At 62.7% G+C, this 20,399-nt stretch carries 18 protein-coding genes and 1 pseudogene; 12 read left to right on the top strand and 7 right to left on the bottom strand.

The window, feature by feature from the left end:
* Positions 1–130 precede the first annotated feature (130 nt).
* The 4 genes and pseudogenes from V3H56_RS18735 to V3H56_RS18720 all read left to right on the top strand — a co-directional run.
* Positions 131–1,351, top strand: a pseudogene (locus V3H56_RS18735) (ABC transporter ATP-binding protein); the annotation flags it as partial.
* Positions 1,334–2,806, top strand: a complete 1,473-nt coding sequence (locus V3H56_RS18730; RefSeq protein ID WP_338474790.1) for a polysaccharide pyruvyl transferase family protein — start codon at positions 1,334–1,336, stop codon at positions 2,804–2,806. The pseudogene V3H56_RS18735 and the gene V3H56_RS18730, both read left to right, overlap by 18 nt.
* Positions 2,806–3,492: a 2OG-Fe(II) oxygenase family protein gene (locus V3H56_RS18725; RefSeq protein WP_042729292.1), complete on the top strand. Its 687-nt coding sequence runs from the start codon at positions 2,806–2,808 to the stop codon at positions 3,490–3,492. The genes V3H56_RS18730 and V3H56_RS18725 overlap by 1 nt, the downstream gene beginning before the upstream one ends.
* A complete protein-coding gene (locus V3H56_RS18720) occupies positions 3,485–5,617 on the top strand; it encodes a glycosyltransferase (protein WP_338473741.1) in 2,133 nt (710 codons plus the stop codon). The genes V3H56_RS18725 and V3H56_RS18720 overlap by 8 nt, the downstream gene beginning before the upstream one ends.
* Before the next feature lie 7 nt (positions 5,618–5,624).
* Here the strand turns inward: V3H56_RS18720 and V3H56_RS18715 are convergent, their stop codons facing one another.
* Positions 5,625–6,476, bottom strand: a complete 852-nt coding sequence (locus tag V3H56_RS18715; RefSeq protein ID WP_042729291.1) for an NAD(P)-dependent oxidoreductase — start codon at positions 6,474–6,476, stop codon at positions 5,625–5,627.
* 2 nt (positions 6,477–6,478) lie between these two features.
* On the bottom strand, positions 6,479–7,438 hold the full coding sequence (locus V3H56_RS18710) for a glycosyltransferase family 2 protein (protein WP_338473740.1): 960 nt from the start codon (positions 7,436–7,438) through the stop codon (positions 6,479–6,481).
* Positions 7,439–7,825: 387 nt separating this feature from the next.
* Here V3H56_RS18710 and V3H56_RS18705 point away from each other — a divergent pair, with 387 nt between their 5' ends.
* The 6 genes from V3H56_RS18705 to V3H56_RS18680 all read left to right on the top strand — a co-directional run bounded on the left by V3H56_RS18705 (position 7,826) and on the right by V3H56_RS18680 (position 12,540).
* On the top strand, positions 7,826–10,015 hold the full coding sequence (locus V3H56_RS18705) for a response regulator (protein ID WP_212802860.1): 2,190 nt from the start codon (positions 7,826–7,828) through the stop codon (positions 10,013–10,015).
* Positions 10,016–10,143: 128 nt separating this feature from the next.
* The gene (locus tag V3H56_RS18700) at positions 10,144–10,356 is read left to right on the top strand and encodes a hypothetical protein (RefSeq protein WP_234407979.1); all 213 of its coding nucleotides are present in this window, start codon (positions 10,144–10,146) and stop codon (positions 10,354–10,356) included.
* 499 nt (positions 10,357–10,855) lie between these two features.
* On the top strand, positions 10,856–11,014 hold the full coding sequence (locus tag V3H56_RS18695) for a hypothetical protein (protein ID WP_172679709.1): 159 nt from the start codon (positions 10,856–10,858) through the stop codon (positions 11,012–11,014).
* A gap of 30 nt (positions 11,015–11,044) precedes the next feature.
* Entirely contained in the window at positions 11,045–11,206 is a 162-nt protein-coding gene (locus V3H56_RS18690) for a hypothetical protein (RefSeq protein ID WP_202595567.1), read from the top strand.
* A 92-nt stretch (positions 11,207–11,298) separates the two neighbouring features.
* Positions 11,299–11,661 carry a hypothetical protein gene (locus V3H56_RS18685; protein WP_042729286.1) on the top strand — a complete coding sequence of 121 codons (363 nt, stop codon included), beginning with the start codon at positions 11,299–11,301 and terminating at the stop codon, positions 11,659–11,661.
* 183 nt (positions 11,662–11,844) lie between these two features.
* Positions 11,845–12,540, top strand: a complete 696-nt coding sequence (locus V3H56_RS18680) for an HAD-IA family hydrolase (protein ID WP_042729285.1) — start codon at positions 11,845–11,847, stop codon at positions 12,538–12,540.
* 70 nt (positions 12,541–12,610) lie between these two features.
* Here the strand turns inward: V3H56_RS18680 and V3H56_RS18675 are convergent, their stop codons facing one another.
* The gene (locus V3H56_RS18675) at positions 12,611–13,357 is read right to left on the bottom strand and encodes a 3-oxoacyl-ACP reductase family protein (RefSeq protein WP_042729284.1); all 747 of its coding nucleotides are present in this window, start codon (positions 13,355–13,357) and stop codon (positions 12,611–12,613) included.
* Positions 13,358–13,482: 125 nt separating this feature from the next.
* On the opposite strand from V3H56_RS18675, the gene V3H56_RS18670 reads away from it, so the two are divergent.
* Entirely contained in the window at positions 13,483–14,406 is a 924-nt protein-coding gene (locus V3H56_RS18670; RefSeq protein ID WP_338473739.1) for a LysR family transcriptional regulator, read from the top strand.
* Positions 14,407–14,551: 145 nt separating this feature from the next.
* On the opposite strand, the gene V3H56_RS18665 is transcribed toward V3H56_RS18670, so the two are convergent.
* The 3 genes from V3H56_RS18665 to V3H56_RS18655 form a co-directional block, all read right to left on the bottom strand.
* Complete coding sequence (locus V3H56_RS18665) at positions 14,552–15,280, bottom strand: aspartate/glutamate racemase family protein (RefSeq protein WP_123578308.1); 729 nt, start codon at positions 15,278–15,280, stop codon at positions 14,552–14,554.
* Positions 15,281–15,336: 56 nt separating this feature from the next.
* The gene (locus V3H56_RS18660; RefSeq protein ID WP_042732463.1) at positions 15,337–16,866 is read right to left on the bottom strand and encodes an NCS1 family nucleobase:cation symporter-1; all 1,530 of its coding nucleotides are present in this window, start codon (positions 16,864–16,866) and stop codon (positions 15,337–15,339) included.
* A gap of 467 nt (positions 16,867–17,333) precedes the next feature.
* Entirely contained in the window at positions 17,334–18,074 is a 741-nt protein-coding gene (locus tag V3H56_RS18655; RefSeq protein WP_042732464.1) for a phosphoadenylyl-sulfate reductase, read from the bottom strand.
* A gap of 171 nt (positions 18,075–18,245) precedes the next feature.
* On the opposite strand from V3H56_RS18655, the gene thrH reads away from it, so the two are divergent.
* A complete protein-coding gene (gene thrH / locus V3H56_RS18650) occupies positions 18,246–18,863 on the top strand; it encodes a bifunctional phosphoserine phosphatase/homoserine phosphotransferase ThrH (protein WP_042732465.1) in 618 nt (205 codons plus the stop codon).
* A 115-nt stretch (positions 18,864–18,978) separates the two neighbouring features.
* Here the strand turns inward: thrH and pabB are convergent, their stop codons facing one another.
* Positions 18,979–20,322 (bottom strand): aminodeoxychorismate synthase component I, encoded by a 1,344-nt coding sequence (pabB, locus tag V3H56_RS18645; protein WP_047736386.1) that lies wholly within the window; start codon positions 20,320–20,322, stop codon positions 18,979–18,981.
* Positions 20,323–20,399 lie beyond the last annotated feature (77 nt).

Here is a 20,399-nt window from a genome sequence, read left to right as displayed (position 1 = left end):
TGTCGGCGCCACGCACGCAAGGCTTTTTTTTCGTGGCGTCTGTGCTTAACTGCCCGCAACGTCCTGTTACAGCGCATGTTCCTGCACGCCGGTACAAACGGCAGTGATTCACGGATGGGTCTTTTTGCCGATGTCGAATGAAGTGGCGATCAACGCCGAAAACCTGAGCAAGTGCTACCAGATCTACGATGCACCCAAGGACCGCCTGTTGCAGATGGTGATGCGTGGCAAGAAGCGCTTCTATCGCGAGTTCTGGGCGCTCAACGATGTCTCCCTGAGCGTCGCCAGGGGAGAGACCGTCGGCATCATCGGCCGCAACGGCAGTGGCAAGTCGACGTTGCTCCAACTGATCTGCGGGACGCTGATGCCGACCCACGGCAGTGTCCGGGGCAACGGCCGGATCGCGGCATTGCTGGAGCTGGGAGCCGGTTTCAATCCGGAGTTCACCGGGCGCGACAACGTCTACATGAACGCCGCCGTGCTGGGTTTGAGCCGCGCGGAAATTGACGCGCGCTTCGAGGACATCCTGGCCTTCGCCAACATCGGCGACTTTATCGACCAGCCGACCAAGATCTATTCCAGCGGCATGCTGGTGCGCCTGGCCTTCGCCGTTTCCGTCGGCGTGGAGCCCGATATCCTGATCGTCGACGAGGCCCTGGCCGTCGGTGATGCGTCCTTCCAGTTCAAGTGCCTGAGCCGTCTGGAAGAGCTGACCGCCAAGGGCACCACGTTGCTGTTCGTCTCCCATGACATGAGCATGGTGAAGCGGTTCTGCCACCGGGTCATCTACCTGCGCGAAGGCCAGGTGGTCGCCAGCGGCGCGCCGGACGAAATGGCCGAGCTGTACCTGCTCGACATGCGTGACGAGCAGCGTCGCTGGGCCAGCGGCGGGGTCATACCGGTGACCCGCAAGCCGTTCATGGGCGGCCTGGACGGCATCGCGTTCGGCACCGAGGAAGGGCGCATCACGACGGCCTGCTTCACCGATACCCAGCAGCTTACCTCCAGCTACTTGTATGGGAACGACATCGAGATTCGCGTGGAGGCAGTGCTGCATGAGTCGATTCGCCAGCCCAACATCAGCTTCACCATCCAGGAGGCGCGGCTGCTGGTCATCGGCGGAGCGAACTTTGCCTTGCCGATGGGCCCCGTCGAAAATGGCTGGCGACGGGCGGCGATCAACGTGCGCTTCCCGGCCAATCTCGCCGCGGGGCGCTACCATGTGACCCTGAAGCTGTTGCACGGGGTGACCGAAGACACTTCGCAATTGATCGAAAAACAGGTCGCGCCGCTGGCGTTCGACGTGTTGCCCAGCGCCCGCCATTTCCTCGGCATGGTCGACCTGGGCCTGCACAGCGTTGGCCCCGGTGCGCAAGCGTGCCTGGCCGAGCCCACCCGCAAGCCCGACTGGCAGGTCGCGATATTCGGCACCTTCGATGTCGAGAATTACGGTGACCTGCTGTTCCCCATCCTCGCCGAGGCCGAGTTGGCACGGCGCTTGGGCAACGTCCACCTGCATCGGTTTTCCTATCACGCCAAGACCCCGGCCGAGTGGCCCTATGCGGTGACCTCGCTGACCGAGCTGCCCCGTGTTGCCGAGGACCTGGACGGCGTGCTGATCGGCGGTGGGTTCCTGATCCGTTTTGACAAGGTCGTCGCCCCTGGCTATGGCCCGACGACCACGGACATCCATCACCCCACGGGGTACTGGCTCACGCCGGCGCTGGTCGGGTTGCAGCATGGGATCCCGGTCCTGTGGAATGCCCCAGGGATGCATTGCAATCATGTTCCCGACTGGGCCAGGCCGCTGTTGACCATGGCCCTGGAGCAAAGTCGGTACGTGCGCGTGCGCGATGTACCGACCCGCGATGCCCTGGCCGCCTTGACCTCGCGGGCCGAGATCGACGTGCTGCCGGACACCGCCTTCGGCCTGCCGCGCCTGATCGATGAGCAGCAGCCTTCCCCAGCGTTCGTGCAACTGCGCGAACAGGCGGGGTTGGACCGGCCGTACATCGTGATCCACGCCATTCATGTGGTCGAGTCGTTCGTCCGGTTGTTCGAAGAGCATCCCCAGGCATTCGAGGGTTATCGCTTCCTGGTCGTCCCCATCGGCCCGGTGCTGGGCGACGACCCGTCGGTCATTGCCGCACGCCTGCCGGGGGCCGTCACCTTGCCGTTCTGGCCGCAACCGCTGTTGATGGCCGAGATACTCAGCCAGGCGCAAGCGGTGATCGGGCACAGTTATCACCTGGCGATCAGCGCGCTGGCGTTCGGGGTCCCGGTGTTTTGCTCGGCGGACCTGACCACGGGCAAGTACACGGCCCTGGCTGAGTTCGACTCGCTCCATGCGTTGCCCGACGTGGCGACGATCGATCCCCAGTGGTTTCTCTCGCGCGTTGGCAAAACGGCCCCGTCGCCGGCGGCGCGCGCAGCGGCGGACACCCTGGTGGCGCATTGGGACCGGGTGGCCGACATCATTCGCCAGGGCCGCACGGCGTCCAGGCCGGCGCTGGGCGCGTTTTTGCAGCACCTGCCCAATCTGCTCGAAGGAGCCGCCGAGCGCGGCGCTGCCCCGCATGCCCAGTGCGCGCCGGAGCCGATCACGCCTCGGGTCGTCGCTCCAGTCCCCGGCCCGTCGGCCCAGGAAGTTGCCCAGCAGGCGCTTATTTCCCAGCTCAGCCAGCAACTGGCGTCGAGTAATGCTAGGGTTCTGCAACTAGAAGGTTCCAGTTCGTTCCGAATGACCGCACCACTGCGCTCCATTGCCCGTGGTATCCGAAAACTGACAGCGACCCAGAATAAATAATGCTAGAACTTTTTCGCCTCGAATCGACTGCACTGAAGTCCTATCCATTCTCCTGGGCTGAAATCGCGAATCTGTATTCGGCCAAGGACGCCGCGGCGTTGGCCGAGACCTTTCCCCATGATCACTTCAAGACCGTGAGTGGCTATGGCGGCGAGAAAAACTATGACTACGAGGCGCGGGCATTGGTGGAGATGGGCACCCAGACCATCGCCTTTGCCGAGTCACTGAGCGATGTCTGGCTGAAACTGGCCCGGGACCTGGGTTCGGCGCCTTATCGCGAAGCCATGTCGCGATTGACCGGGATCGACCTGCGCAGCGTACCGATGGAGGTCAATGTCTTTCACTACGGCCTGGGTGCCAGCCTCGGTGCACACCCGGATCTCCCGGACAAGCTGGTGACCCATATCCTCTATTTCAACGAGTCCTGGAACCGTGACGACGGCGGTTGCCTGCAAATCCTGAGCAGCAACGACCCCACCGCCGTGGTGGCCGAGATCGAGCCCCTGGTGGGCAATTCGGCGGTCCTGGTGCGTTCGGCCAATTCCTGGCATGCCGTGTCGCAGGTGGTGGGCAACTGCAACGCCTCGCGCCGCAGCCTGACGGCAACGTTCTATCGCCCTGGCTCCGTCAGTTCCATGTGGCCGCAAGGTGAGACGCCGGCGTTGCATGGCTACCCACGTGCATAAGCCCGACAGCAAGTTGGCCGAGCGCGAGGGTGTCGTGGCCCAACGGGATGCCGCCCTTCATGAACGCGATATCGCCCTGGCGAAAGTCGACTTCCTGCAGAAGACCAGTTCCTGGCGTTTTACCCAACCGCTGCGCACGCTTGCCCAGTTGCTGCGCTATGGCTTTGCCGCCCGGCGAGACCCGCCCAAGCTGATGGAAGCCATCGTGCGCCCGGCCGGGCAGGAGCTGTGGCCGATACCCGAGGTTGAACCGGACTTCGAGGCCTCGGGGCGCCTGGACATCCTCTGTTTCGCCAACATCGCCTGGGCGGCGCGATTCCAGCGACCCCAGCAGTTGATGAGCCAGTTCGCGCAGCAGGGCTACCGGGTGTTCTATGTCGTGCCGTCCAGCGTGCCCGAACAGGGCCAGCCCTATCAACTGACCGCCGTGGCGCCGAATGTCTATGAGGTCGCGCTGCAACGCGACACCCAGGACAAGTACTACGAAACCACGCTCTCGCCCCAGGGTGTCGAGCTTTATCGGCAGGCCCTGGCCGCGCTGGCTGCCGATTGGCAGATAAAGACGGCGCTCTCGGTGATTCACCTGCCTTACTGGAGCCCGCTGGCTCTGGCATTGCGCGCCGAGCGCGGCTGGCGGATCCAGTACGACTGCATGGACGACTGGGACGGTTTTCCGAACATCGGCGAGCCGCTGCTCAGAGAAGAGCAGACCCTGGTGGCCGAGGCCGACCTGGTGACGGTGTCTTCCGCCTTGCTGCACGAAAAATGGTGCGCCAGTACCGCCCAATGCGTCCTGGTCAGGAACGCCGTGGACTTCAACTTTTTCCATCAGCATTGTTTCGCCAATGACGTGCTGGAAGGGCTCGTCGGCCCTGTCATTGGCTACTATGGCGCCTTGGCGCAGTGGCTGGATTTTCCCCTGCTGGCGGCCTTGGCGGACCGGCGACCGGAGTGGAACTTCGTATTCCTGGGCGATGTGTTCGTCGACGACATGGCAGGCCTGGAGCACAAGCCCAACGTGCATCTGCTGGGCATCAGGCCCTACACCCAAATGCCTTTGTACCTGCATCATTTCGATGCCTGCCTGATCCCTTTCCGGCTCTATAACGTGACGCATGCGGTAGATCCGGTGAAGTTCTACGAGTACATCAGTGCCGGCAAACCGGTGGTTTCCACGCCGCTCAAGGAAATGAGCCTCTATGAGGACGTTTTGTATTTCGCCACCGGTGTCGATGAGTTCGTCGCCCAGCTCGAGCGGGCGCTGGCCGAGCGCGATCTGGCCACCTACAAGAAACGCCTCGAGCTGGCCCGGGCCAATGATTGGAAGGATCGATTCGCCGCCACGCAACAGGCGATGGTGGCGCTGCACGAAAAAGTCTCCATCGTGGTGGTCACCTACCACAACCTCGCGCTGACGGTTCAATGCATCAACAGCCTCTTGCGCAACACCACCTGGCCCCACTACGAACTGGTGGTGGTCGATAACGGTTCTGACGATGGCACCCGTGACTACCTGGAGCGCCTGCACCAGCACGTGCCGTGGGTGAAGATCATCCTCAACGACGAGAACCGCGGCTTTGCGGCGGCCAACAATCAGGGTTTGAGGCAAGCCGACGGCGACATTCTCGTGCTGCTCAACAATGACACCGTGGTTCCCAAGGGATGGCTGGACCCGCTGGTCGGTCATTTACGCGATCCCGCTGTCGGCCTGGTCGGCCCTGTCACGAATGCCGTGGGCAACGAAGCGAAGGTCCCGGTGAGCTATACCGACATGGCGCGGATGCAGCGTTTCGCCGATGAGTACACGGCCGCCCATGCGGGGCAGTGTTTCGACATCGCGATGCTTGCCATGTTTTGCGTCGCCTTGCGCAGGGACGTCCTCGAGGCCGTGGGGTGGCTGGACGAAGCTTTCGGCATCGGCATGTTCGAGGACGATGACTACAGTCGCCGTGTCCAGGAAAAGGGCTACCGCACCGTCTGCGCCGAAGATGCGTTCATCCATCATTACGGGCAGGCTTCGTTTCGAAAACTGATCGCCAGTGGCGAGTACCAGGCCCTCTGGGATAAGAACCAGGCGTACTTCGAAAGCAAATGGGGACGCTGGCAGGCCCACGTGCAGCGCTGAAATGGCGTCAGCGCCCGGGCAGGTCCTTGTGGGTCAAGTGGAACGGCCTGGGTGAAAAGCCCAGTCGATCACGAGCGAGCGAGTGGTCAAACACCAGGTCCTGGTTCATGCGCTGCACCAGCGCGCTTGAAAGGTGCCGGTAACGCGGCAGGCAGCGCATCAGCGAAACCGCCATGCCCAACGCCGGGGCGGGCAGGGGCAGGGTGCGTTCCGGGCGCTCCAGGGCCTGGAAGATCCGGCTGACCATGGCGTGGTAGGGCAGCGTTTCGCCTCCCGAGAGGTTGTAGCCGCCACTGGGCAGGTCGTCGATACTCATCGCGGCCAGGCACGCCTGGACCACGTCGTCGCCGTGCACCGGCTGGCGCAACCCGACACTGCCACCGACGAGCGGGAAGCAGCCGAAGCGCTGGATGAACCGCGCCACTTGCGCAACGCTCTTGTCACGGCCCAGCCCATAGACCAGCGTCGGTCGCAGAACGACCCACTCGATCCCTCGTGCCGTTGCCCATCGTTCAAGGTGCGTTTCGGCATCGACCAGACGTTGTGCTATGTCCCTTTCCCTGGGATCCGGTGACATCGCCTTGGCGAAGCGGCTCGTGGAGGACAAGACAACGATGCGCTTGAGCTGTGTGTCGGCCAGGCGCTGCAGATAGTCCGGCAGAACCCAGAGGGGCGCAAAGGACAGGCATGCATCCAGCACCAGCCCTTGCCAGTCATCGGTGTGTCGCCAGCCGGCGCCAGGCAGCGGTGTGTTGGGCAGCGCTCGGGTAAAGGGGGTCACGGCATGACCCGCGTGGCCCAGCAGCGCCACGGCACGCTCACCCCATACGCTGGAAGCTCCCAATAGGCCGACGCGCAACTTCAGGCGCCTGCCAGTCGTTTCAAGGCCTTCACCAGTCGGCTGACAGCGTGACGGCAGACCATCAGGCCAAATCGGAACCAGACGCCAACGACCACGCTGACCCACAGAAACGCCGAGTACTTCTGGCGAAAAAACTTGCCATAGAACCGCAGGATGCCCTGGTGCTTGTGCCACTCGACGAAATACGGACGATGCCGGCTGCAGCCGCCGAACACATGCATGACCCGGGCATCCGGTACGAACAGGACGTTCCAGCCGGCCTGGCGAAAACGCATGCACCAGTCCAGGTCCTCGCAATGCAGGAAGTACTGCTCATCCCATGGCCCGACGCTCTCGATGGCCTCGCGCCTGACCAGCATGCACGCGCCGGAGATGGCTTCGACGACGACGGGGGCGGCCGGTAGCGGCTCTTTATGGAGCAGGAAGTCGGAACAGGCCGAGGGAAAGATTGTGGCCATACGTGAGAGCCCGAAGGCCCGCATGAACGCCCGTCGTGGGGTGGGGAATACCCGACGGCCACCGGGTTGTTCACTGCCGTCCGGATTACACAGAAAGCCGCCAACCATCCCGATCCCCGGTGAGCTGTGCAGCGCCAGCAGCAGGCGGTCTATGGCGTCGACGGCCAGCACCGTGTCCGGGTTCAGGAAAAACACATTGGGTGCCGTCGTCAGGCGTGCACCCTGGTTGCACGCGACGGCGAAGCCGAGGTTGGCGGTGTTCTTCACGATCTGGAGCGAGCGGCCGCTGCCGTGGGCGCTTTGCAGCCTGGCCAGGCTGTCGTCGCGGGAGTCGTTGTCCACCACGATGACCCGGGCTGCACCCGCGGCTAAGACCGAATCGACACACTCAACCAACAGTTTTCCCGCGTTGTAATTGACGATGACCACATCACACTCATCGCGTCGAGGTGTCTTGTGCCGCTCATCCGTGGCGGCCAGTTGCACTGCTTCCAACTTCATCACTCCGTTTGCCGGGCTGCGGCACTGATAGGGAAGCTACGTCCAGGTAGCGCGCAGGAACAGGGGCCAATAGGGGTTGGATCTCCGGGATCTGCGAAAGGTGCCATCGTATCAACACCTGTCTTTTTCTGTTGCGAAATAAGACGTTGCACGGACGGCTGATGGGACGGCAGGTTTGCTCCCTGGGTTCATTGGGCAGAATGTTTCCACTGAACGTGTAGGACTTGGCTGTAGGTTTGTGCGCCGTTTCACCCAGGAATCGCGAAGGGTGGCGCGTTGTATTCCACAATACAATCGCGCATTCGAACCCGGCACGGGATAATACGGGCCGGTATGGAGTCTCAAGCGCTCCCTGATGGCAATTGCAGTACGCAAGGATCGAACGCAATGACAGATTGGCTGCAGAGCTACGGAGAGATGGCCGAACGGGTGCGCCGCCATGATTGGGACAACACGTCGCTCGGACCACCGAAACAGTGGCCCGATGTGTTGAAGACGACCGTTGCGCTGAGCCTTGCCTCGCATTTTCCCCAGGCCATTATCTGGGGCCCAGACCTGATCACGCTGTACAACGATGCCTTCCTGCCCATCCTGGGAAACAAGCCCGAGGCCTTGGGGCGGGGGTTCGATGAGGTGTGGCGGGAAGTCTGGAGCGATATCAGCCCCATTGTGCGGGCCGCCTTCGAGGGGCAGGCCACCTACATCGAGAACTTTCCCCTGGTCATCGAGCGCGGGGGCGGCCCGGAACAGGCCTACTTCACCTTCTGCTACAGCCCTATTCGCGACCAGTTCGGCAAGGTCGTGGGCATGGTCGACACCGTCACCGAGACCACCTCCACGGTGTTCATGACCCAGCGCCTGGCCGTGCTGGATGCCATTGGTAACGCGGTGGCCAATGCCACCGACCCGCAGGTCATCATGGCCACCACCACGCGCATCCTGGCGGCGCACCTGAACCTGTCCAACTGCGCCTATGCCGACGTGGACGAGGACGAGGACGGTTTCACGATCCGCGGTGACTGGGCCCGTGCGGGATCGCCGCATATTCTGGGACATTATCGCCTGGCCGATTTCGGTCGGCTGGCGGTCGGCAACCTGCGCGCCGGCAAGCCGTTGGTGATCAACGACAACCAGGTGGAGCTGGCACCGGAAGAAGCGGCGACCTTCCAGGCGATTGGCATTGCCGCGACCATCTGCGTCCCGTTGATCAAGAACGGGCGTTTGACGGCGCTCATGGCGATCCACGATAACAACCCGCGCGTCTGGTCCTCCAACGACCTGGCGCTGTTGATGGAAGTCACCGAGCGATCCTGGGCCCACATCGAGCGCTCTCGGGCGGACGCCGCGGTGCGTGAAGGCCTGGCCGCACTGGCTGAGCTCAATGCAACGCTGGAACAGCGGGTCGAAGAGCGCACCACACGGCTGAAACAGACCGAGGCGGCGCTGCGCCAGTCCCAGAAGCTCGAGGCCATTGGTCAGCTCACCGGCGGCGTGGCCCACGACTTCAACAACCTGCTGACGATCATTCGCTCTTCGGTCGATTTCCTGCGCATGCCCAACCTGTCCGAAGAGCGTCGGCAACGGTACATGACCGCGGTCTCCGAGACGGTGGAGCGCGCCGCGAAACTGACCAGCCAGTTGCTCGCGTTTGCCCGGCGCCAGCCGCTGAAGCCGGAAGTCTTCGAGGTGGGCAAGCAGGTGCAGAGCCTGGGTGACATGCTGGAAACCGTCACCGGCGCGCGAATTCAGGTCAAGGTCGAGCTGTGCGGGCGTCCTTGCTACATTCGCGCCGACCTGAGCCAGTTCGAAACGGCCCTGATCAACATGGCGCTCAATGCCCGGGACGCCATGGACGGGCAGGGCACGCTGTGTCTCAGGCTTCATTGCGGCAACGGCATGCCCCCCATCCGCGGCCACGCCGGGGCCCGGCAAGCGTTTGCCGCCATCGCCCTGGCGGACACCGGCACCGGCATCGCGACGCACGTGCTCGAACACATCTTCGAGCCGTTCTTCACCACCAAGGAAGTGGGCAAGGGCACCGGGTTGGGGTTGTCCCAGGTGTTCGGTTTCGCCAAGCAGTCCGGTGGTAACGTCGATGTCTCCACCGTCGTCGGCGGCGGCACGGTGTTTACCTTGTACCTGCCGGAAGTGGAGGCCGAGGACGTTCAAGAGCCTGGCCGGGAAGAGGTCACCCAGTTGGTGCTGGAAAAAGGCACTCGGCGCGTGCTGGTCGTGGAAGACAACCTCGAAGTGGGGCGTTTTGCCAACCAGATCCTCCAGGACCTGGGTTATGAAACGGCCTGGGCTACCAACGCCGAGCAGGCGCTGGAAATGGTGGGGCCGGATGCGATGGCCTTCGATGCGATCTTTTCGGACGTGGTCATGCCGGGCATCAGCGGGATCACCTTGGCCAAGGAGCTGCGCGCGCGCCGTCCGGACTTGCCGGTGGTCCTGACGTCCGGCTACAGCGAAGAGCTGGCGCTGAAGGGGCATGAAGGCTTCGAGTTCTTGCCCAAACCCTACTCGGCCGATCAGGTTTCGCGGATTTTACATCGGACCCTGCTGGGCTCCGAATGACCGTTTCCTTTCTGAAACAGTGAGTTCCATTCGTCGGTGAAGGGCGTTATCGGACTGTCAGTCTGTTGCTGACCGACTAGTCTGAAGCGCGTAGGGCCGATATTTTCCAGGCAATGGTTGTTGCCGGTATGGGCCTCGATGAAAGGGGAATGGCAATGGGAGCAGCGTACAGCGAGGACAATGCAGCCGTGTATCCGATCAACGAAGGGCTGCAGTGTGGTCAGTCGGCCTATCGGTCGGACTTTGGCGATGAACCGATCAAGTCCATCAGAACCAAGGTGTCGAAGGTGCAGCGAGGCGAAAAAGCCAAGTTCCTGCCCAGGATTCCGGTCAAGAAGTAATCGCGCAGCCCCGTTATCGAACGGTAATGCTGTTCACTTGAGGTTTATCACTTGTCGTGGCGAGGGAGCTTGCTCCCGCTGCGAGCGCGCAGCGGTCCCAAGCTTTTGGGGCTGCTGCGCAGCGCAGCGGGAGCAAGCTCCCTCGCCACGGGCCGGTGACGTCCTTACCTTAAGTGAAGGGTATTACGTTATCGAACGGGGCTTTTTGTTGAGTTGCCGAAAATATTTTTCATCTTTTTTCAACGGAGTGTTTCTTTCACGTTTCTTTCACAAGCGGGCACGTAGGCTGAACTCATCCGTTAGAAAGCAGTACCTGCCCGTTTCCCCAGCGGGCTTTTTTTTGCCTGTCATAAAACGACGGCCTTCCCAGCGGCAAGAAGCACGAGAGAAAGCGCCGCTTGGCCCCACTGTTTTGCATCTGAGCACCTGAAATCATCCGGAACGTTTAGCGTTCTCTCGCCTCGAATTGTTACATCCATCAACAATTGCGAGGTGTGCCATGACCCCGGAAACCGAAGGCAAGGAAGAAAAAGGCCCGTCGGGTCTTCCTTTCGTCAATGACCCGGGCAATGAAGACCCCGGTTCGCTGATGGACGACGCCCAGGTCCCGCTGATCGACGACGAAGACGCCGAGCTTGAGGATGAGTCCTACGATTGAGGCGGGTTCGATCCGCCTCTGGAGGCTGTCATGACTGCCGATTCGCCCGCGCCCGATGACGAAACCCCGGAATACCCGCTGCCATCACCCACCAATCCGCTGAGTCGCGACCAGCTTCCGCCCGATGATGACGCCGCGGCAGAACAGGCGCCTCCCGAGGACGATGATGACGGCGAGGCCGGGCTGGGCTGATCAGCCCGGTCCACCGCCTGTCGATCCGGCGGCACCATCAGCGTGCTGCCCTTGCCACACATCAGGTAAGTACCTCGAAAAGGAGACTCACCATGATGAAGTCCAATCTCACAGCGCTGACACTCGCCGGGATTCTTTCGGCCAGCTCCCTGAGCGTTTTCGCCCAGTCCTCAAGCGACAACCCGCCCGTGGACAAGGGTGGCATGCCACCTTCCACCCAGATGAATGCCGACGCCAACGGCAATGCCTTGCCACCGGGCTCCGTGAGCGGCGGCAATGGCGGCGACGCCAGTGGCAGCAGCACCAGCCCTGGCACCGGCGGCGGTTCGACCAGCGGCAGCAGCACCATGGGCGGTGATTCGGCCGGCGCCAGCACCAGTGGCGGCACGGGCACCAGCGACAGCGGGGGCAGCGGTGGCGGCTCGGGCGGTGGCTCGGGCGGTTCCGGCCAGTAACCGTTAACGCCCTTCAACTGCGAGGCCGCCCGTAGGAGCCAGCTCCCAGGGGCGGTATCGTCGATTACCCGTTGCCTGCTCCAAGCCCCCCTCGTTATGCTGCTGAATCCTTTAAGGCGAATACCTTCCCTGGCCGCACCTGAGCCATCCCTGGAATGTTGTGTTGATAACGGATCAGATGCGATGAATGCACCGCTGAAAGAGTTTGGCCCGATCAAGGCTGTGATTTTCGACATGGACGGGTTGTTGCTGGACACCGAGGGTATCTACACCGAGGTCACGTCCATCATCGCCGAGCGCTACGGGCGTACGTTCGACTGGAGCGTCAAGCAGAACATCATCGGCCGCGGCGCCGGCGACCTGGCCCGCTATGTGGTCCAGGCCCTGGAGTTGCCGATCACCCCCGAAGAGTTCCTGGTGATTCGCGAGCCGCTGATGCGCGAGCGTTTCCCCCATGCCCTGGCAATGCCGGGGGCCGAGGAACTGGTGCGGCACCTGAAGGCCAGCGGCGTGCCCATCGCGGTGGGCACCAGCTCTTCTCGGCACACCTTCGCCTTGAAAACCACCCTGCACCGGGACTGGTTCGCGTTGTTCGACTTCATTGTCACGGCGGACGACCCGGAAGTGGGCGCCGCGAAACCGGCCCCCGATATTTTCCTCGTCGCGGCCCGTCGCCTGGGCGTCGCCCCGGCGGATTGCCTGGTGTTCGAGGATTCTCCATTTGGCGTGACGGCTGCGAAGGCGGCCGGCATGACCGCCATCGCGATCCCGGACCCGGCCATGGCGGATGAAAAATACGCCCATGCCGACGGGATCATTCGCTCGTTGAAGATGTTCCAGCCAGGCCTTTGCGGTTTGCCCGAGCTGGAATGGGCCTGACGGGACAGCGCGAGACAGCAGAACGCCGGTCAGGGTCGAGAACCCTGGCCGGCGTTTTTGCGTGCCTCGATCAAGCCCCGAAGCCGCCGTCGATGGTCAGGCTGGCCCCGGTGATATAGGCCGCTTCCGGGCCCGCCAGATAGGCCACGAAGCTGGCGATTTCATCCACGTTGCCGTAGCGCCCGATCGCCATCAGCGACAGCAGGCTGGAGGCGAAGTCGCTGTCGGCCGGGTTCATGTCGGTGTCCACCGGGCCGGGCTGCACGTTGTTGACCGTGATACCACGAGGCCCGAGGTCGCGTGCCAGGCCTTTGGTCAGGCCCACCAGGGCGGATTTGCTCATGGCGTAGGCGGCGCCGCCGGCAAAGGGCATGCGATCGGCGTTGGTGCTGCCGATGTTGATCACCCGGCCACCCTCGCTCATGTGGCGGGCGGCCGCTTGCGTGGCGACGAACACGCTGCGCACGTTGATGGCCAGGGTCCGGTCGAAATCCTCGAGGTTGAATTCTTCCACCGGTCCCATGGCCAGGACGCCGGCGTTATTGACCAGGATGTCCAGCCCGCCGAAGGCCTCGGCGGTGGCCGCGACGGCATTGCGGATGGCCTCGGCGTCGGCGCTGTCGGCCTTGATGGCCAGGGCCTTGCCGCCCGCTGCGGTGATGCTGTGCTGCAGCTCTTCAGCCTTGGCGGCCGAGCTGACGTAGGTGAACGCCACGGCGGCGCCCTCGGCGGCCAGGCGTTTGACGATGGCGGCGCCGATGCCGCGGGAACCGCCCTGGACCAGGGCCACTTTACCGTTCAGTGCTTGCGTGTTCATGGTGTTCTCCAAAAGGTGCCGGGGCGAGATGCCGCGGTGATGGGAGGAGTATCGACATCGCGTCGTGGGTTGTGTAGACCGCCCTTGCTATAGTCTGTGTAAACCAAAAGTTTGGAATGGCGCCCATGGAAACATTTAGTAGTATCGAATGCTTCGTCCGCAGCGCCGAGGTCGGCAGCTTCGCCGAAGCAGCCCGCCGCTTGAGCCTGACCCCGGCGGCGGTGGGCAAGAGCGTGGCCAAGCTTGAAGCGCGGCTGGGCGTGCGGCTGTTCCAGCGTAGCACTCGTCGACTGACCCTGACGGAAGCCGGCCAGTTGTTCCTGAGCGAAGTGAGCGGCAGCCTGCACACCATCCAGAACGCCGTCGCCAACCTCGCCAGTGCGGGCGGACAACCGGCGGGTACGCTGAAGGTGAGCATGGGTACGGCGTTCGGCCGTTTGTACGTGGTGCCGTTGCTGGGCAGTTTTCTACGGCGCTACCCGGCGATCAATCCCGATTGGCATTTCGATAATCGGCAAGTGGACTTGATCGGCCAGGGCTTCGATGCGGCCATCGGCGGTGGTTTCGAGCTGCCCCAAGGGGTGGTGGCGCGCAAGCTGGCGGTGGCGCATCGAATGCTGGTGGCTTCCAGGGATTATCTGCAGGACCATGCCGCGGTGATCGAGCCGGACGATCTGGCGCACCATCAGGGCATCCTGATCCGTTCACCGCAGACCGGGCGCGTCCGTTCCTGGCAACTGACCCATCGCAGCGGGCAGCACAGCCCGCTCGTGCTCAAGGCGCGCATGACCATGAGCGACTCGGAAGCCGACTGCGCCGCCGCGGCCCAAGGATTGGGCATCGGTCTGGTGAGCATGCCGGTTGCAGTGCCTTACCTTGATTCCGGCGCGTTGCTGCGGGTGCTGCCGGACTGGTACGTCGACGATGGCAACATTTCCATTTACTACGCCGAGCACAAGTTGCTGCCGGGCAAGACCCGGGCGTTCGTGGACTTCATCATCGAACAGTTCGCGCAGCAGGGGTTGGCGGCGCGGTTCAGCGCGGTTTGAGCCTGGCTTCAGGCCGACGTGCGCCTATCGCGAGCAAGCTCGCTCCCACATCGAACTGTGTTGATCACCGCATTTGTGTGCGACACAGACACATTGTGGGAGCGGGCTTGCTCGCGAAGAGCTCAACTCGGTTAAAGGCTGGAACTCACCGCCCAAACCGCCCCGGCCAGCCAATGATGGTCTTGGGCCGGGGTGTTGCATAGGTGCGTACTTTCGACGTCGACAGCCCCAGTCGTACCAGGGACTCGGCGATGGTCACGGCGGCGGTGACGCCATCGACCACCGGCACCCCGGTGCGCTGGCGGATCTGTTCGTCGAGCCCGGCCATGCCACCGCAACCCAGGCAGATGACCTCGGCCTTGTCCTGGCTGACGGCCATTTCCGCCTGCTGCACGATGGCTTCTACCGCCCGTTGCGGATCCTGTTCGAGTTCCAGCACCGCGAGGCCGCTGGCCCGCACCGAGGCGCAGCGGTCGAACAGGCCGGATAGCTTGAGGCGGTCCTCGATCAGCGGCACGGTGCGGTCCAGGGTGGTGACCACCGAATAGGCATGGCCGAGGAACATCGCGGTGCTGGCGCCGGCGTCGGTGATGTCCACCACGGGCACGTTCAGCAACTCCTGCAAGCCTTCGCGGCCATGCTCGCCGTAACCGGCCTGGATCACCGCGTCGAACGGTTGGTCGTAGGACATCACCCGGTCCATCACCGCGATCGCGGCCAGGTAGCTTTCAAAGTTGCCTTCGACCGAGTCGGCGCCAAAGTGCGGCGTCAGCCCGATGATCTCGGTGCCCGGCGCCGCCATGGCCTGGGCCTGTTGGGCGATGGCCTGGGTGATGGACTCGGTGGTGTTGACGTTGACCACAAGAATTCGCATGAGCAGTTTCCTTAACGCAGAAAAGACGGCGACCCGCGCTGGGGCCGCCTTATGGATCAATGGCTGACGTTATCCACAGCGATGGATTCACCGCTGACGTCTTCGTAGTAGGGCTGGCGCTTGGCGATGATCAGGTACAGCAGGCCGGCAATCGACGCGCCGATCAGCCAGGAAAACGGTGAGACGCTGTCGAAGCCGGGCACCAGTGCCAGGACGATCGCGATCAGCGCCGCCGGAATGAACGCCGCCACGGCCCGCAGGTTGACGCCGTTGCTGTAGAAATACGCGCCGTTCGGGTCTTCGCTGTACAGCTGCGGCACGTTGATACGGCCTTTTCGCAGCAACCAGTAATCGACCATGATCACGCCGTACAGCGGGCCGAGCAGGGCGCCCAGGCCCGACAGGAAATACACGATCACCAGTGGGCTGTTGTACAGGTTCCACGGCAGGATCAGCACGGCAATGGCGGCGCTGATCAGCCCGGCACGGCGGAAGTTCAAGTACTTGGGCGCCAGGTTGCTGAGCACGAACGCCGGGGCGACGAAGTTGGCCATGATGTTCACCGCCACGGTGACAATCAGGAACGCCAGGCAACCGAGCACCAGGAAAAACGTGTTGGGAATCGAGGCGATGACCTGCGTCGGGCTTTCGATGACCTGGCCGTTGATCTGGAACTGCGCACCGCACAGCAGGATGGTGATCGCGGCGAACACCAGGATGTTCACCGGCAGGCCCCAGAAATTGCCGACCACGATGGTCCGCCGGCACGGCGAAGAGCGGGCGAAATCGCAGAAGTTGAGGATCAACGTGCCGTAGATCGCCAGCCACAGCGCGCCGCCGGCAAAGATGTTGCGCCACATCTCACCGCCGGTGAGGGGCTCGCGGATCGACCAGGCGATGGTTGCGCCGGCCTGGGTGTACATCCAGCCGGCCAGGGCGGCGACGGTGACCAGGATCACCGGGCCGGCAAAGCCTTCGTAGCGGCGCACCGTTTCCATGCCGTAGGCCAGGATCACCAGTTGCACGAACCAGATCGCCACGAAGCACACCCAGCCCAGACTCGACAGGCCGAGGATCGAATTCTGGTCGTATTCGGCGAAGCCTGGATGGATCGCGGTCAGCAGCACACGGAACACCACCGACGCCAGGTAGGTCTGGATGCCGAACCAGGCAATGGCGATGACCGCCCTGATCAAGGCCGGGATCTGCGCCCCGTGGATACCGAAGCTGATCCGGCTGATGACCGGAAACGGCACCCCGGTCTTCTGCCCCATGTACCCGGACAGATTCATGAAACCGTACACCAGCGCCGCCCCGATCCCCAGGGACAGCAGGATCTGCCAGCCCCCCAGGCCTAGCGCATAGAGGCCGATGGCGAACGAATAATTGGCGATGTTGTGAACGTCGTTGGTCCACAGGGCAAAGATGCTGTAGCGGCCCCAGCGCCGACCTTCGGCCTTGGTCGGGGCCAGGTCCTTGTTATGCAGCCGGGGGCTCAGGGCCAGGGAGGCCGCCTGTTTGTCAGTATGGGCGGTAGTGGAGGAGGGCAGATCCAGCGCGATGTTATTGGAGAGACTTGTACGCATTCCGGCAGGCTCCTGATTCTCGGCGCAGCGATGACTGGGCATGAGCGCAAGGCTCGACAATCTTCGTCGCGGCGCGGCGAGCATCTTGGTTATGGGGCATCTGCAGCCTGTACGGGATAGGGCGCTTCAGGCTTGCGGATCTAAAAGTGTGTGTAGGTTTTATTTGGGTTGTATACAAAACACTTGTCGACTCAAGCCAGATCTATGCCAGCCGCGGATCTAAACGACGCGCCTGTCATTTCTTTTGGTTATTGATTTTGAATAAGTAGCTGAAAAATAGACGGTATAAATTGACCATTTGAACAGGTATTTATTTTTTTAGTGGGCGTGGCAGGGTGCAGAAGGGAGGCGGGGTAGGGAGATAGGTGTAACTTTTCAGGGCATTGATGGATAAAGTGCACACAAAAATGGCACCTGTGGTGACATTTCTGTGTACAAGGTCGAGGCGGGCGTCGGTCTGTGCGGTATCAGGCCTTGGATTTGCTGATGATATTGCCGGCGTGCAGCCCGCATTCCTTCTGGGTCGCTTCTTCCCACCACCAGCGCCCCTCGCGCTCGTGCTGGTTGGGCAGTACCGGGCGGGTGCAGGGTTCACAGCCGATGCTGATGAAGCCGCGTTCATGCAGGCTGTTATAAGGCAGCTCCAGCATGCGGATGTAACCCCAGACTTCCTCGCTGGTCATTTGCGAGAGCGGGTTGAACTTGTACAGGGTGCGCTCCGGGGTGGAGAACGCCGTGTCGATTTCCAGCACGGCCACCTGGCTGCGGGTGCCGGGGCTCTGGTCGCGGCGCTGGCCGGTGGCCCAGGCGCGCACACCGGTGAGTTTGCGGCGCAGCGGCTCGATCTTGCGAATGCCACAGCACTCGCCATGACCGTCCTTGTAGAAGCTGAACAGGCCTTTTTCCTTCACGAAGGGTTCAAGCTTGGCGTGGTCCGGCGAGATCAGCTCGATGTCGATCTTGTAATGGTCGCGCACCTGGTCGATGAACCGATAGGTTTCCGGGTGCAGGCGACCGGTGTCGAGGCTGAACACCTTGACGTTCTTGTTCAGTTTCCAGGCCATGTCCACCAGCACCACGTCTTCGGCGCCACTGAAGGATATCCACAGCTCGTCACCGAACTCGGCGAAGGCCAGCTTGAGAATGTCCTGCGGGGACTTGTTGGCATAAGTCGTGGCGAGTTCCACGACGTCAAACGATGGGCTCATCAGGGCGGTTTCCTACAGGTCGGTGGCGCTGAGCGCTCTATAGGGGGCTGATGGTAACAAAAGCTGTCGGCACTGGCGCGCCCTGTGCGTTGCGCCGGCACCGGTGAATGGCTAGAGTCGGCAGGCCTTTTGTTCCCTCAACCGATAAACATCAATAAATGGGAGTGTCCTGTGGAAATCGCCTGTCTCGACCTGGAAGGTGTGCTGGTCCCGGAGATCTGGATCGCCTTCGCCGAAAAAACCGGGATTGAATCCCTCAGGGCAACCACTCGGGACATTCCCGACTACGACGTGCTGATGAAGCAGCGGTTGCGCATCCTCGACGAACACGGCCTCAAGCTGTCGGACATCCAGGAAGTGATTGCCACGCTCAAGCCGCTGGACGGTGCCATCGAGTTCGTCGATTGGCTGCGCGAGCGCTTCCAGGTGGTGATTCTTTCGGACACGTTCTATGAATTCTCCCAACCCCTGATGCGTCAGTTGGGTTTCCCCACCTTGCTCTGCCATCGTTTGATTACCGATGACAGCGGGCGAGTGACGGGCTACCAACTGCGTCAGAAAGATCCCAAGCGGCAGTCGGTCCTGGCCTTCAAGAGCCTGTACTACCGAGTGATTGCGGCCGGAGATTCCTACAACGACACCACAATGCTCGGTGAAGCCGACGCCGGCATCCTGTTCCATGCGCCGGACAATGTGATCCGGGAGTTCCCGCAGTTCCCGGCGGTGCACAGCTTTGCCGAGTTGAAGCAGGAATTCCTCAAGGCTTCGAACCGCAACCTCAACCTGTAACCCCAATCCCTTGTGGGAGCGGGCTTGCTCGCGAATGCGGTGTGTCAGAAATGATGATGGTGACTGACACACTGCATTCGCGAGCAAGCCCGCTCCCACAGAAGATGTGTGGTCACTAAAGGTTCTGCAGGGTATCGAGCAGCACCTTTACCTTGGTAATCGACTCCTGATACTCCGCCTGCCAGTCCGAATCCGCGACAATCCCGCCGCCGCCCCAGCAGCACACCTGCCCATCCTTGACCAGCAGGCTGCGGATCGCGATGGAACTGTCCATTTCCCCGCGCACGTCCAGGTACAGCAGCGAGCCGCAATACAGGCCACGTCGGGTCGGTTCGAGTTCATCGATGATCTGCATGGCGCGGATCTTCGGCGCGCCGGTGATCGAGCCGCCGGGGAAGCTACCGGCGATCAGGTCCAGGGCATCCTTGTCGGCGGCCAGCTCGCCGGTCACGCTGCTGACCAGATGGTGCACGTTCGGGTAGCTTTCCAAGCTGAACAGCTCCGGCACCTGCACCGTGCCGATGCGGCAGGTGCGGCCCAGGTCGTTGCGCAGCAGGTCGACGATCATCAGGTTCTCCGCGCGATCCTTGGGGCTGGCCAGCAGGTCGGCGGCGTGGGCGGCGTCCTCGGCGGGCGTCGTGCCCCGGGGGCGGGTGCCCTTGATCGGCCGGGTTTCCACGTGGCCCTGGCTGACCCTGACGAAGCGTTCGGGTGACAGGCTCAGCACGGCGCCGCCCTCCGGCAGGCTCTGGAACCCGGAAAAAGGCGTCGGGCACGCAGCCCGCAGTGCCACGTAGGCCGCCCAGGCATCGCCCTGGCAAGGTGCGCGAAAGCGCTGGGCAAAATTCACCTGATAGCAATCGCCGGCCTGGATGTACGCGTGGATCTGTGCGAGCGCCTGGCGATAGGCGTCGGCGCTCAGGTCGGGTGTCATCGGCCCGGCCAGGCTGAAGTTGTCCACAGGCCGTGGGGCCGCCTGGCTGAACAGTGCAATCAGGCGCTGGCGTTCGGCTTCGGCGCAATGGGGGTGGAACACCAGTTGGCTGGTGCCGGCCTGATGGTCGCTGACCAGCGCCCAGTCGTACACGCCGAAACGCGCGTCGGGCAGGTGCAGGTCGTCCTTCGCATGGGACGGCAGGGTTTCGAGGTGTCGGCCGAAGTCGTAGCTCAGGTAGCCGATCAGGCCACCGGCGAAGGGCAATTGCACCGTGGCCGGCAGGACAGCATGCCCCAACCGGGTCAGTTGGGTGCGCAAACGTTGCAGGAAATCGCGACCACTCTCGTCCGGCAGCACCGCCAGTTGCGCCAGTGGCCAGGCGCTGAGCACATCATAACGCCCGCGTTCAGCACTCGGCCGGCCGCTGTCGAGCAGCACGCTGCCAGGGGCATGACGGATGGCCGCGAAGTACTCGGCGGGGTTGGCGCGGTAGGGCAGTGGGTGTACGGAACAGGTCGGCATGGGCGGGGCGGATCAGCCATTGAGGCGGGGGAGCGATTGTAATCCCTGTGTAGGATTTGCACCTAGAGGGATGTCGG

The organism is Pseudomonas sp. MS646 (assembly GCF_036693845.1).
GTDB classification, from domain to species: domain Bacteria; phylum Pseudomonadota; class Gammaproteobacteria; order Pseudomonadales; family Pseudomonadaceae; genus Aquipseudomonas; species Aquipseudomonas chlororaphis_E.
Note: the sequence above shows the minus strand (reverse complement) of the source record. Positions and strands in the feature narration are given on the sequence as shown.